Here is a 12,288-nt window from a genome sequence, read left to right as displayed (position 1 = left end):
GTTGCCCGAACATTTTCGAGTGCTGGGAAGACAAGGAAGCCACGTTCCTGATCGGCGGGTCCGAATGCACCCGGCGCTGTGATTTCTGCCAGATCGATACCGGCAAACCCTCCCCGGTGGACATGTTCGAACCCACCAAGGTGGCCCGCTCCGTGCAGGCCATGCAGCTGCGCTACGCCACGGTCACCGGCGTGGCCCGTGATGACCTCGCCGATGAAGGTGTCTGGCTGTACGCCGAAACGGTCCGCAAGATCCACGAACTGAACCCGGGCACGGGGGTGGAGCTGCTGATCCCGGACTTCTCCGGCAAACCCGAACACATCGCCGCGATCTGCGATTCCAAGCCCGAGGTGTTCGCGCACAACGTCGAGACCGTGCCCCGGATCTTCAAGCGGATCCGTCCGGCGTTCCGGTACGAACGTTCCCTGGATGTCATCACCCAGGGCCGGGACCTGGGCATGGTGACCAAGTCCAACCTGATCCTGGGCATGGGCGAAACCCGCGAGGAAATCTCCGAAGCCCTGCGGGACCTGCACGCGGCCGGGTGTGATTTGATCACGATCACCCAGTACCTGCGCCCCTCCGAACGGCACCTGCCCGTGGACCGGTGGGTCAAGCCCCAGGAGTTCGTGGACCTCCAGCACGAGGCCGAAGAAATCGGCTTCCTCGGTGTCATGTCCGGGCCCCTGGTGCGCTCCTCGTACCGGGCGGGGCGTTTGTGGGCCACCGCGATGCGCAAGAAGGGCTGGGAAATCCCCGCCGCCCTGGCCCACATCGAGTCCTCCGGCACCACCCGCCAGGAAGCCTCCACCATCCTCGCCGCCCACGCCTAACCCCCATCAAAAGGACACGCATGCTTCCCCTCCGCGTTGAGATCATCCCGTCCGAGGGAATCGTGGACGCTGTCAGCAAGGCATTGCCGACGTCTACCGCGGTCAGCATTACCTGCCTGCCCAAGCACGGAGTAGGTGCCACGCTGCGGGCCGCCGTCCAACTAAGGGAGCTCGGCTATACCGTGGTTCCCCACCTTGCGGCGAAGGCTCTCGAAAGGCGCGCCGAACTATCCGCCATACTGGGTGACTGCTCGGCGTCGGGCATCACGGAAGTCTTCGCCATCGGTGGCGACGGGCAGCCCTCGGGTTCGTATTCCACTGGTGGGGAATTGCTGCGCGACATTGCCCAGATAACCTCCGGAGCGATGAGCGTTGGAGTGGCTGGGTACCCCGAAGGGCATCCGGGTATCACCAGCCTGCACTTGGTTGATGCACTGCTGGAGAAGCAGGAGCACGCCAGCCAGATCGTCACGCAGATGTGTTTCTCGGCGGACAAGATCCATGACTACGTGGCAATGCTGCGCCGTGAGGGTGTGCTCCTTCCAGTCTGGGCAGGTGTGGCTGGGGCCGTGCCCAAGGTAAAGCTGGTCTCGCTTGCCACGAAGATCGGAGTGGGATCGTCCCTGAAGTTCCTCAATCGCAAGGGTCCGCTTGCGCGGAGGCTCCTGATCGGAGAACGGTACACGCCCGATACGCTCATCGAGGAGCTCTCTGCCCGACCTGGGATAGAGGGAATTCAGCTCTACAGTTTCAATTCCTTGGAGGCACTTCCAACGCCACAACCCGTCGTCGAAGGGCTCCGGTAACCGGAGCTTCAGGTGCGGAATTCCCCCGAATTTTTCGGGAAAAGTAGTAGCAAACTCCATGGTTGGCAAGGTGCCGCAGAGGCTGTACGTTTGCCTTAGGAAGGTTACTTAGCAACTGCATCGCAGCGCAGGATTGATCGGCGCAGCGGCTTAGACGCAAGAGGTGTAGGGCCGTGAGGGCAGGCGGGGAAGCTTTCGTTGATCCAGCAGGCGGCGGGGACATTCTCAACGGCCGCTACCGGATTCTGGAGCTACTCGGACACGGGGCAATGTCCACGGTCTGCAAGGCTCGTGATGAAATCCTACTGCGCGACGTTGCACTTAAGATCTTTTCGCCAGGCTCAGCCGACGAGGGCTTCGAAGAGCGTCAGCAGTCAGAGATGCGGTTGCTGGCAGGATTTGATCACCCCGGTTTGGTGCACATTTACGACGCCGGCGTGGACAATGGAACGTCCGGCCCGCCGCAGGCCTTCCTGGTCATGGAACTGGTTTCCGGAAATAATCTGCGTTCGGTGCTGGCTGAGGGCCCGCTCAGCCTGGCGGAAACCACGCACATCGGCCACGCCCTTGCAGGTGCCCTCGTGCAAGTTCACGGCAGCGGAGTGATTCATCGGGACATCAAACCCGCCAACATCTTGGTTTCGGAAACTCCTGGCCCCGATCGCGTTGTGAAACTCGCCGATTTTGGTGTGGCAAGAATATTGGAAGGCAGCCGCCTGACCGCCACCGGAATGACGGTGGGAACCGCTCAGTACCTCAGCCCGGAACAGGCCCTCGGACGTCCCTTGACTCCTGCCAGCGACATCTACTCCCTCGGCTTGGTGCTCTTGGAGTGCCTCACTGGCAGGACCGAGTATCCGGGGACGCCAATAGAGTCCGCTGCGGCCCGGCTTCACCGTGCACCGGTCATCCCTGAGCAGATCCATCACCCCATAGCCGAGCTGCTGAAGTCCATGACGGATCTTGAACCAGACAACAGGCCGACTGCTGCGGAGATCGAAGAATTCCTGGGTCGCCCTTGGCAAGAGGCGTATGCACACCCAGCGGCTACGGCGCTTTTGCCGCCTCTGCCTGCCCGGGCACCCGCCGTCGGGACAACTACCGCAGTTTCCCCCAAGCTTCATAGAAGTGGGGGAAGGGGCAGGCTCGGGGCATTGTTGATGGTCCTTCTTGCGGCAGCGCTGGCCGTCCCCCTCGCGGTGGCGTTGTCTGGGCAGGAGCCCTTGCCGGCAGACGTTACATCGCCATCCCCGGTTACCCAGGACTCCAATCTTCCTTCCCCGGTTGGCACCCCTGCGCCAGTGGTGACGATTACCACCCCTGGGCCGGTGGAAACGGTTCTCATTCCAGGGCCGGTGCAAACCGTTCAGCTGCCGCCGTCGAACTCGGGCAGTGGGCAGGGAGATGCTCCGTCGTCAGAAGCCAGCGAGCAGAGCAGCCCAACCGAGGTTGCGCAGGGAACCGAATCACCCGCGGTCGTTGAACCCGGGGACGGTACGTCAGCGGGTGTGGGCCAAGGGGGCGGCCAATCCGACGAAAAGGGCCAGAAGGACGGCAAGGGCAAGCGCGGGAACTGAAAATCGCGGTAGGGCATTCTGCTGTGATGCACCCTTGATGCACCCTTGATGCGCCCTCATGATCGAACGCCAGCGCAGTTTTTGCTCAAGATGGGCACAATGTTGGCTCAGTGGCCGCTGAATTTCCGGAATGCCTGGCCCACAGCGACCTCCTGGGGTCAGGTACCGGGCCGCCAAGAACTGAGTACTCCTGAACCAACCGCTGCCAGCATGCTCGTCAGCGCGGAAGCCCAGCGTTGGTGTAGCAAAGCGCGCTATCAGATTGGCTTGCAAGCCCGTCCTGCACCCCGATGACGCATCGTCGAACCAAGTAGTCGCAAACGCGAAAACTGAGTACTCGCCGGTTGGTTCAGCGTATTCCTGACCCCTTGGTCGGGCGAGAAAGAGGCGTACACCCAAGAGTAGCCACGGTGCCGCTGCTGGCTGAACTATTGGGGCATCGCTTCATCCGTCGGAAACGGTCGGGTGCTGGGGGTTGCGATGCGGCTCCCCGGAAAAAGATCAACCAAGGAGTCATACCATGCGCAAGCTTTCCAAGAAGAGCCGGATCACCGCCACCGTCGCAGGCGTGGCATTGGTAGCCGTAGGTGGCGGAGCCGCCTACGCCTACTGGACCACCACCGGTTCCGGCAGCGGCTCGGCCGCCAACTCAGCCGGTGGCGGAACTGTCGCCCTCCACGCCACGTTCAACGCCGGCCTGGCGCCGGGCAACGAAACTGCAGTGGCCTACACCGCCGACAATTCGACCACCTCGGGCACCGTAGTCGGAGCACTGAGTGCAAGCGTCGCGACGAGCAACCCCGCATGTCTGCCGGGATGGTTTGAGGTCACCGCTGTTACTAGCAACACCCTTGTCGCTGCCAATTCGACCGCAACGTCCGTTGGCAGCGGTGTCTTGAAGTTCAACGACAGCGGCACCGAGAACCAGGACGCCTGCAAGTCCGCGACCGTCACGGTCAACGTCTCCAGCCAGTAGCGCGTGCCTGCCGGGGACCACCTTGCGAGTGGTGGTCCCCGGCTTCCGCATTCCTTCCATCTGAACGCTTCCGTCCGAAAAGAGCTTCCATGGACTACCGGCCAGTGCGCACCGCGCCTTTCCGTCGATCCGGAGTACCACTCCGGGCGCTGTTGCTTGCGCTCGTCGTGGCCCTGGTACCGGCGGCGACTCTCGCTGCAAGTGGTGGGCAAAGCGCCACGTCGGTCAATACGGCCAAGGTAGTCAAGGGGATTGCGGTGGCGTTGTCGCCTTCGAGCCGCAGCCTGGATCAAGGGCGGTCCACAACTTTTGCGGTGACAGCAACCTCCACGGGCGGGTTCACCGGACCGGTGACGTTCACGGTCGCGGGCCTTCCGGCTGGAGCGACAGCCGCTTGGTCGCCGTCGCCGGTTGTTCTGGAATCCGGCAGCAACGCCCAAGTCACTTTGACGATCGCAACCGCCACCACGACGACGGTCGGCAAGTTCGACTTCACCGTGAAGGGGGCCAGTGGCACCGTCCAGTCCAACGCAGCGCCGGGGCAGTTGCAGGTTCAGGAAGTCAAACGGACCTTCGGCGTTACGGGATCGCTGAATGGGCTGCTGGCGCCTGGAGTGTCCAGGGCAGTGGAGCTGCAGATTTCCAACCCCGAGAACAAGAGCATCGCCGTCACCAACCTGACGGTTGCGATTGCGCAGGTGGTGCGCACGCCGGCAGCGGTGGCCGCCAACCTCCCCTGCAGCAGCGCTGACTACCAAATCACCCAATACTCCGGAACGTACCCGTTAGCAGCTCCGTCAGGGCCCAGCTCGCTGACCTCGCTGGGAGTGCCCCAAAGCAAATGGCCGCAAGTGCGGATGCTGGACACTTTGCAGCTCCAGGATGGTTGCAAAGGCGCGACCCTCCAACTCACCTTCTCCGGGACGGGACAGGCGAACTGACATGAAAACGCTCAGCCGGAACCCCCGCAGCGGACGGATCGCCCGCACCACTGCTGCCACAGTGGCCCTCTGCATCCTGGGCGGAGCAGGGACCGCCTACGCCTATTGGACCACCACCGGGATCGGCAACGGCTCGGCGACCAACGGCACCATGCAAACGGTGACTGTGGATGCGTTAGTCGCGGGGGATACCCTGCAGACCAGCCTCGTTCCAGGTGGAACGGCCGACGTCGTCCTCCGCGCAACCAACCCCAATGCCCATGCGGTTACCATCTACGGAATAGGTGCCAACGGCGCCGTCACTGCCGATGCCGCGCATCCCGGCTGCACCACCACCGGCGTGACCTTCACGCCACCTCCCGCGCCGTTGGCCCAGCCGGTCATTGTTCAGGCAAATACGTCCATCCTGCTGACGCTGCCGGACGCAGCCAGTATGAGCGCAGCCTCACTTTCGGCCTGCCAAGGTGCCCAATTCAACGTCCCCGTCACGCTGGAGGTTCGGAAGTGAGCCCGCTTCGTCAGTCCGCTGCTTCATCGTCCTCAACGCGGGTGACGATGGGTGTTTGGAACCGCGTCCTCGTGATCGTTCTTGGCATTCTTCTCGTCTCCTGGGGCGGCCCCGCTGCCAGTGCTTTCTGGAGTTCGGTTAACAGCGGCTTCGGCGCGGCCAAGGCCGACGCGGTCGCCCAGGGCGCCAAGCCCACTACCTCGGTTTCCGGAGCCAGCGTGACAGTCACTTGGGCAGCGAGCACGACGGCGGCAGGCCGGTCAGTGACCGGGTACAGCATCGTCCGCTACCCCTCAGCGACCGGCGGTACGGCGGTAGTGGCCGCCGGAACCTGTGCAGGAACAGTGGCGGCGCTGAGCTGCGTGGACACCGGTGTCACCACTGGGAACTGGTACTACACGGTGACGCCCAAACTCTCTCAGTGGCAGGGCGCTGAAAGCACAAGGAGCGCAGTTGCCGCCGTGGATGCCACCCCACCCCTCGCCCCGTCCGTGACGGCGCCAACATATGTCCACAGCGGAAACGTGAACGCGGTTCCAGTCACCGGCACAGCAGAGGCCTTGTCTTCGGTGGCTCTGACCGTAACGGGCACGGGAGCCCTGCCCCTGACCCAGACCGTCAGCGCTAACAGCTCCGGCAACTGGACAGCGACCCCAATGAACATGAGCGCTTTCAGCCCAGGGACCATTAACTACTCCGCACGGGCAACCGACGCTGCAGGTAACACTGGGCCTGCCGGAACGGCTTCATCCATCAAGGACGTGAGTTCGCCAACGGTAATGGGGGTCCGTCTCAATAACGGTGGTACGACCCTTGGCAAGGTAGAGCAAGGAGACTCGGTTACCCTCACCTTCTCCGAGCCACTCGACGCCAATACCATCTGCAGCGCTTGGACAAGCAACACCACTACTCAAACGCAAAACGGTAACGGTAGCAGCCAGGTTGTGGTCAACGTCAGCGCAGGTGATGTACTCACGGTGACCGGGGCAGGCTGCCCGTCCCTGAGAATCGGATCGGTCAGTCTCGGGGGCGACTACACGTCCACTGCTCTCAGTTTCGCTGGAAACAATGCCAACGGCTCGAGCCTAACGTGGAATCCCACCGCCAAGACTCTTACCATCACCCTGGGAGCGGGGACCAGCGGAGGTTCGACACTTACGTCAACCACGATCTTCCCGACTTACACACCCGTCACTGGCCTCACGGACATAGCAGGCAACCCGCTGGCAACAACCGCAGTGGCAGGTACCGCCTCCCGCTTCTAGCAACAAGAAATGCGCAAACTGATAGTGCCCCTTATTCCTCGTGATAAGGGGCACTATCTGTACGCAAAGCCGGAGTAGTCCAGCGCCCGGAGCGTAGCCTTGAAGCGGACGCCAGCGCCGCCGTCGTACGTTTTGATCCTGCGACGAAAGGCGAACCGCCCCTTGAAGGCTGTAGCGGAAATGTTCACGATGGGTCCTGGAAACAAGGACCATCACCCGGCTCTTCGCTGTGCTGTCGGTGTGTTTGTTCCGCTGATTACGCTGACACTGATGGGGCGGCTGGATCTGGCCGTATTTGCCTCGTTCGGTGCGTTTACTGGCATTTATGGCCGCAGCGAACCGCACAGCGTCCGCTTCCGAAGCCAGCTGCGTGCGGGTGGTTTCATGCTGCTGATCATGTTGCTGGCCACGCTCATAGCTCGCGTAGCGCAAGCTATTGGAATCGAAGGTGCCGCGTATTCGTGGCTCTTGACTGCTGCTACCACTCTCGTGGCGGGCGGGTGCTCGGTGGTGGTCGCGGCCTGGAGGCTGAGGCCTGGCGGCTCCCTCTTTCACATCTTCGCCTTCGCTGCGATCGCATCCATCCAGGCGCAGCCGCCGCTTGGGGAGGCAATGCTTGTTGCGGCAGGGACTACGCTCTTCTGCCTGCTGATTGGCATGTCATCCCGGGTGCTCAAGACGCACAGGACCCCATGGAAACGGCCGCCACGCATCCGCCACACCACCCCGGAACGTCGGGCGATCTGGTTGGAGGGCGGTGGATATCTGATTGCGGCCGGCCTTGCCGGGACCATCGCGACGCTGGTGGGGGAGCGGCTCGGCTTCGGTCACACTTACTGGGCCATGGTTGCGGCGGTGGTTCCATTGGTGGGGCACTCGACGCGCCACCGCGTGAGCCGTGGCATCCAAAGAATCGCCGGAACGGTGATCGGATTGGTGCTGCTCGCGGGCATCCTCTGGCTCAATCCCGCGCCCTGGGCCATGGTCCTGGTCATCGCAGCTTGCCAGTTCGGTGCTGAGATGTTCATCGCCCGGCAGTACCTTGTTGCGCAGATCTTCGTGACTCCCCTTGCCCTGATCGCTACTTTGCTGGCAGCCCCTGTTGATCCCGGCCTCCTGTTGCGGGACCGCATCATCGAAACGGTGATCGGTGCCGCCGTCGGCGTTGCGGTGGTGGTGGCGCCCGCTCTTTGGCGGCGGGTGCGTGCAGCTGTCCCGGCTGGTTGGACTTAAATCGTAAGTACACATATAACTAGATAGCCAAGATAGTTACTAGGGAATGTGTGGGAGAAGACGATGACAGTCGCACTGCGTGAACCAAGCTCCACACCAGTGGCTAAAAATACCGTAGACGTGGCTGCGGAACGGGCGCTGCCGATGGGCCCCGTCCACTGCGGTTCGCACATGGCTATCTCCGCAGGACCCGGCTACGACTCCATGCAGTGGATCACCGTGGAGCCAGTCTGGCCGGAGTGGGCTTGCAGTTGCGGCTTCAGAATGGACATCGACGCCTTGGATCCGGTCAGCGGCGTCTGGGTCGCGGCACTTCGCCGCCAAAGCCTTCAACATGAGCTTGCCATCTCCCAGAACACACTCGCCTTGGCCTTCAAGAAGGCCGTCGACGCCGGCGTTGAGCCCCGGGCTCTTGCCCAGGTGGCTGGACTGCCCGTTGGAGAGATCGAAACCCTCCTTCAGTAACAGGGAAGCCCTAAACCGTCTGCCCGCCCAGTTATCGGGATAGTCCGCCGCACAAGCGGGCAGCCAGCAATCAGGCCGACGGCGGCACCACCTGTTGGTGCTGGACCGAGGCCTACGTACGAGAAAAGGGAAACACATGGGAATCATTGGTTGGATTGTTTTGGGTTTGATTGCAGGAGCCATTGCCAAGGCCATCATGCCGGGCAGGCAGGGAGGCGGCTGGATCGCGACACTCCTGCTGGGAATCGTGGGCGCCGTGTTGGGTGGCTGGATCGGTAGCGCCATCTTCAAGGTTGGCATCAACGAATTCTGGTCGATCTACACGTGGTTGCTCGCCATTGGAGGTGCGCTGATCGTACTGGTCATCTGGGGATTGGTCACGCGCAGGAAGGCTTGATTCAACGAGCCTCGGGAGGCCCTGACGCGAACGCGTCGGGGCCTCCTTTTCATGTGGGCCCTACCTGCCCAGGTGTCTAAGAGGCAGGCGGTCGGGATTGGCGCAGAGCACCGCAAGGTTGCTGATTGCCCGTGCCCTGTCGCCAGGGTCAAGGACCTTCCAGGATTCATGGTCTGGATCGCCGAGGGCCCGGCTGAGCGCAAGAATCCGCGAGCGATCACTGCCTCCCATGTCAGCCACAAGCTCCAAGGGGCCGGTAATGGTTGCCAAGAGCGTGGCTGCGTCATCGAGGTGGCGGCCCCTTTCCCGTGAATCCTCCTGATACGCCGCGCCTTTGAGAACCAATGCCCCCAGCGCGTTCGGGATGCTGATCGACACCGGACCCCGATTGTCCACGAAGACCCGGCAGACCACTGTTCGCCGGAGGGCTTGGGTCCCACCCGTCACCTGAAAGACTTTGCGGCCTCCTATACGTGGAACCAATCGGGGCGCAAGGTGATCAGCAACCATGAGGTCGACCTGCTCGTTACCGCGAAGGAATCGATGTGCGGGGCTATCGTCATTGATGGATTGCCTGAGCGCGTAGCCGAGTGAACTGAGCACTGACGCGACACCAGGCATGGTTGCCGCGCCGGTTTCCATGTGAAGGACGATGTCGACGTCGGTGGTCGGCCGCGAAACGGACAGGCCGGCCACGGCGGAGTGCAGCTGGACCATCAGTCCCCCGACCAGCGTCCACTGATCAGAAGGCAAGGCGCGGGCCAGTTCAGCACACTGGGGCCACGGCCGGCCCCAGCCGCCCGCGGGCGGCGAAGCCTCCCACGGCACTCGTTCCGTCATGCCATGGTCATCGCCCACTAAGAAGCTCCTCAAGGACACGCAGTCCAGCACTGCGCTCGCGGGTCCCCGGGGACTCCATCAGGTCCAAGGCAATTGCCGCCAGTGGGACTCCGTCTGTAAACGCCTGGCTGGTGGTGACTTCCCGCAGCACAACGTTGCCCTCCCGGTCGTCGATTAGTCCGTACGCTTCCTTAAGTGCACCCGCATCGCCGGATATGACGTAACCATTCACAATTCCCGCGCCCCCTGTGTGGCCAAAGCGTTCGGCAATGTTGTCCTCTGCCATGGCAGCGGCGCCGGTTGCAAGCACATGATCCCTTAGCCGTTGGACGACGTCGGCCGTACCTCTGTATCGATGCACGATCGCGCGTCTGCGAGCCAGAATCGGCAACTCCGGTGGTTCCAGACTGCTCAGTTTGCGTCGCAGCCGGGACAGCTGGGTGGAGCCAACCCACTCCACCTTGTTGTTCCCGGAAAGCAGAAGGAGGGCAGCCCAGGCGTTCGCTTCAGTCCACGGCCGGCCATGGCGTGTGCCGACGCGGACCAATCGCTCCACAGAATCGGCGTCCACCAGGATGGCCCGGCCAACGACGCCTGAGCTGATCAGTTGACCGGTGCCGATCAACTTACGGACAGCTACCTGCGTAACGCCCAATCGCGCGGCGGCTTGGGCGGTAGTAACGTGGATCATGCACTAACGTTCTCTCGAAGAAACGTTAGAGTCAATGGGGACCGGGTTCTACCGGCACCCTCTCCAGTCACAAATCCCCCGTAGGAACACGAGTGCGGCCACCCTGGAAAGCTCGGATACGCTGCTTTCGAGTTACACCACATCGCACGCTAAGGGTTATCAACGATGCTCACCTCAGCTGTCGACGGCGCGCCCCGCCGTCGGCCGGATCCTGCCCCGAAGAAAACTGCAACTGAGCTCGGCGCCCTCGGGACAGCGTTGGGCGCGCTGGCTTCGGTCATCCTCGCGGGAGGGCTCGCACTTGTCCTCCACACGCTCGCGCGGCAATCGTCGCGGCTCGGCCCTGCGTTTGAAGGCTGGGCGGCATCAGTCACCAACTCCCCTTTCGCGGCGGTCCGATGGTTCCTTGGCGACATGACTGAGCCCCTTTTCTACAAATCAGAGCTGGCAGCATGCGGGTTGCTTGCCGGGGCTTTGTTGGCGTGGTGGGCTGGCCGGCGCGGCAAGAACTGGGCCGGCCAGCTGACGTATGGCACCAGCCTGTGGCCGTGGGTGCTGGCCTCGGCGTCGTTCAGTCTGCTGTTGTCCAACGTAGTTTTCGGCCGGATGCTCGACGACGGATGGCAGCCCACGTTCGTGCCTTTCGTTTGCGTGGCCCCGGCAATGGTCCTGATGTATGGACCCGGTTGGCGGACCTGCCTGACAGGAGCTGTACTCGGCGCCTTCACCATCACGCCCTCTGCGCTGTTGCTGATCCCAACGGTCACCGCGCCGCTGGGGCTGCCGCCCGTGGTGGCGAACGTCCTCGCGATGTCGCTGGGCGCAATACTGGCTTTCCTCATTGCCCGGCAATTGCCCTGGCTTGTCCTACGCAAACCGGCTCCGCAGCCGCAACCCATCCAGCCGCCGTCGGGCGTTAACCCTGTTTTTAAGGACGCCATATGGGCGGCGCGCCGGGTTCTCTCCGACTTCACCGAGACCCAATTCTTCGCCAACGAGCTCGCCAGTGCGGGCATGCTCCTTGGCGTCGCCACGGCATTCTTGCTGAATCCTGCGCTGCCCGCGTACGGTTCCAACCTGGTTCCGCACATCCTGTTTGCGCAGGCCCTCACCTCGGCCATCGGTGTGGTTCTTTGGCGGGGCTGGTTCAGTAAGGGTGGGTGGGCGGCCACCTACGCATCACTCGTCTCAGTGGCGCCGGGCGCGGTGCTCGCCTACGACGGCTCGTGGTGGAGCATCATCGGCGGCGCGTTGCTTGGAGCGGTGCTGGCCCCACCCATCGCCAGGGCTATTTCGGCCCGGCTGCCGGAGGGCTTCCACCCGGTGATCGGCAACACCGCCGCCATGGCCATTTCGACGGCGGTCACCCTCCCGATCCTGGGGCTGCTGCACCACTGACTGCCATAGGCCTGTCGTTACAGGATTATCCTCATCAGTCCTGAGTGGTCCTTCGGTGATATTGGGAATGGAACAGGATTCTTGATCTTTTCCTGAGCGAGTGTTGATGGATTGCAGGAGTGGTTCTTGATCCGGGCCCGGCACAGTGTTTCTTGTCAGCCACTCAGGGCCGGCAGATGAAACGGCCGGCCGGAAGCGGTGGCCTCCCGAAAGGACACTGATTCCCATGGCCATCAGCCTCAAGACCACCTCCGGCAAGGTCCTCGCTTCCGTCGCACTGCTCGGCACCGCAGCCGCCGTCGCCGGCATGGGAACCTACGGCGCGTTCACCTCCTCCACCTCGGCCAGCCAGCAAGTC

14 protein-coding genes are annotated in these 12,288 nt (G+C 62.8%); 11 read left to right on the top strand and 3 right to left on the bottom strand.

The window, feature by feature from the left end; translation table 11 throughout:
- From AC1DD7_RS24235 to AC1DD7_RS24205, 7 genes are all read left to right on the top strand, one after another.
- A partial coding sequence (locus AC1DD7_RS24235; RefSeq protein ID WP_477516903.1) for a lipoyl synthase occupies nucleotides 1–833 on the top strand: 833 nt, incomplete at its 5' end.
- Between the two features lie 20 nt (nucleotides 834–853).
- Nucleotides 854–1,639, top strand: coding sequence for a methylenetetrahydrofolate reductase (locus tag AC1DD7_RS24230; RefSeq protein WP_477516902.1), 786 nt, complete (start codon nucleotides 854–856; stop codon nucleotides 1,637–1,639).
- Between the two features lie 173 nt (nucleotides 1,640–1,812).
- Nucleotides 1,813–3,216, top strand: a complete 1,404-nt coding sequence (locus AC1DD7_RS24225) for a serine/threonine-protein kinase (RefSeq protein ID WP_477516901.1) — start codon at nucleotides 1,813–1,815, stop codon at nucleotides 3,214–3,216.
- A gap of 520 nt (nucleotides 3,217–3,736) precedes the next feature.
- Nucleotides 3,737–4,192 (top strand): hypothetical protein, encoded by a 456-nt coding sequence (locus tag AC1DD7_RS24220; RefSeq protein WP_477516900.1) that lies wholly within the window; start codon nucleotides 3,737–3,739, stop codon nucleotides 4,190–4,192.
- Between the two features lie 89 nt (nucleotides 4,193–4,281).
- A complete protein-coding gene (locus AC1DD7_RS24215) occupies nucleotides 4,282–5,133 on the top strand; it encodes a hypothetical protein (RefSeq protein ID WP_477516899.1) in 852 nt (283 codons plus the stop codon).
- 1 nt (nucleotide 5,134) lies between these two features.
- Nucleotides 5,135–5,641, top strand: a complete 507-nt coding sequence (locus tag AC1DD7_RS24210; RefSeq protein ID WP_477516898.1) for a hypothetical protein — start codon at nucleotides 5,135–5,137, stop codon at nucleotides 5,639–5,641.
- Nucleotides 5,638–6,906 carry a hypothetical protein gene (locus tag AC1DD7_RS24205; protein ID WP_477516897.1) on the top strand — a complete coding sequence of 423 codons (1,269 nt, stop codon included), beginning with the start codon at nucleotides 5,638–5,640 and terminating at the stop codon, nucleotides 6,904–6,906. Before AC1DD7_RS24210 ends, AC1DD7_RS24205 begins: the two co-directional genes overlap by 4 nt.
- A 53-nt stretch (nucleotides 6,907–6,959) precedes the next feature.
- Here the strand turns inward: AC1DD7_RS24205 and AC1DD7_RS24200 are convergent, their stop codons facing one another.
- Nucleotides 6,960–7,094 carry a hypothetical protein gene (locus AC1DD7_RS24200; RefSeq protein ID WP_431117167.1) on the bottom strand — a complete coding sequence of 45 codons (135 nt, stop codon included), beginning with the start codon at nucleotides 7,092–7,094 and terminating at the stop codon, nucleotides 6,960–6,962.
- On the opposite strand from AC1DD7_RS24200, the gene AC1DD7_RS24195 reads away from it, so the two are divergent.
- The 3 genes from AC1DD7_RS24195 (at nucleotide 7,087) to AC1DD7_RS24185 (ending at nucleotide 9,001) form a co-directional block, all read left to right on the top strand.
- On the top strand, nucleotides 7,087–8,139 hold the full coding sequence (locus AC1DD7_RS24195) for an FUSC family protein (RefSeq protein ID WP_477516896.1): 1,053 nt from the start codon (nucleotides 7,087–7,089) through the stop codon (nucleotides 8,137–8,139). The two genes, AC1DD7_RS24200 and AC1DD7_RS24195, sit on opposite strands and share 8 nt — an antisense overlap.
- A gap of 63 nt (nucleotides 8,140–8,202) precedes the next feature.
- Nucleotides 8,203–8,604, top strand: coding sequence for a hypothetical protein (locus AC1DD7_RS24190; protein ID WP_477516895.1), 402 nt, complete (start codon nucleotides 8,203–8,205; stop codon nucleotides 8,602–8,604).
- Nucleotides 8,605–8,740: 136 nt separating this feature from the next.
- A complete protein-coding gene (locus AC1DD7_RS24185) occupies nucleotides 8,741–9,001 on the top strand; it encodes a GlsB/YeaQ/YmgE family stress response membrane protein (protein WP_477516894.1) in 261 nt (86 codons plus the stop codon).
- Nucleotides 9,002–9,061: 60 nt separating this feature from the next.
- Here the strand turns inward: AC1DD7_RS24185 and AC1DD7_RS24180 are convergent, their stop codons facing one another.
- Both AC1DD7_RS24180 and AC1DD7_RS24175 read right to left on the bottom strand, forming a co-directional pair.
- A complete protein-coding gene (locus AC1DD7_RS24180) occupies nucleotides 9,062–9,859 on the bottom strand; it encodes a hypothetical protein (RefSeq protein WP_477516893.1) in 798 nt (265 codons plus the stop codon).
- Nucleotides 9,849–10,532, bottom strand: a complete 684-nt coding sequence (locus tag AC1DD7_RS24175) for a helix-turn-helix domain-containing protein (RefSeq protein WP_477516892.1) — start codon at nucleotides 10,530–10,532, stop codon at nucleotides 9,849–9,851. Before AC1DD7_RS24175 ends, AC1DD7_RS24180 begins: the two co-directional genes overlap by 11 nt.
- 165 nt (nucleotides 10,533–10,697) lie before the next feature.
- Between AC1DD7_RS24175 and AC1DD7_RS24170 the strand changes: the two genes are divergently transcribed.
- Entirely contained in the window at nucleotides 10,698–11,930 is a 1,233-nt protein-coding gene (locus AC1DD7_RS24170; protein ID WP_477516891.1) for a hypothetical protein, read from the top strand.
- Nucleotides 11,931–12,288 lie beyond the last annotated feature (358 nt).

It is taken from the genome of Paenarthrobacter sp. 10L412, from assembly GCF_056395565.1.
Note: the sequence above shows the minus strand (reverse complement) of the source record. Positions and strands in the feature narration are given on the sequence as shown.

Excerpts from the sequence above, each read along its gene's own strand:
- AC1DD7_RS24230 (WP_477516902.1), top strand. The coding sequence starts at position 854 with ATGCTTCCCCTCCGCGTTGAGATCATCCCGTCCGAGGGAATCGTGGAC.
- AC1DD7_RS24220 (WP_477516900.1), top strand. The coding sequence starts at position 3,737 with ATGCGCAAGCTTTCCAAGAAGAGCCGGATCACCGCCACCGTCGCAGGC.
- AC1DD7_RS24215 (WP_477516899.1), top strand. The coding sequence starts at position 4,282 with ATGGACTACCGGCCAGTGCGCACCGCGCCTTTCCGTCGATCCGGAGTA.
- AC1DD7_RS24210 (WP_477516898.1), top strand. The coding sequence starts at position 5,135 with ATGAAAACGCTCAGCCGGAACCCCCGCAGCGGACGGATCGCCCGCACC.
- AC1DD7_RS24195 (WP_477516896.1), top strand. The coding sequence starts at position 7,087 with ATGTTCACGATGGGTCCTGGAAACAAGGACCATCACCCGGCTCTTCGC.
- AC1DD7_RS24190 (WP_477516895.1), top strand. The coding sequence starts at position 8,203 with ATGACAGTCGCACTGCGTGAACCAAGCTCCACACCAGTGGCTAAAAAT.
- AC1DD7_RS24185 (WP_477516894.1), top strand. The coding sequence starts at position 8,741 with ATGGGAATCATTGGTTGGATTGTTTTGGGTTTGATTGCAGGAGCCATT.
- AC1DD7_RS24175 (WP_477516892.1), bottom strand. The coding sequence starts at position 10,532 with ATGATCCACGTTACTACCGCCCAAGCCGCCGCGCGATTGGGCGTTACG.
- AC1DD7_RS24170 (WP_477516891.1), top strand. The coding sequence starts at position 10,698 with ATGCTCACCTCAGCTGTCGACGGCGCGCCCCGCCGTCGGCCGGATCCT.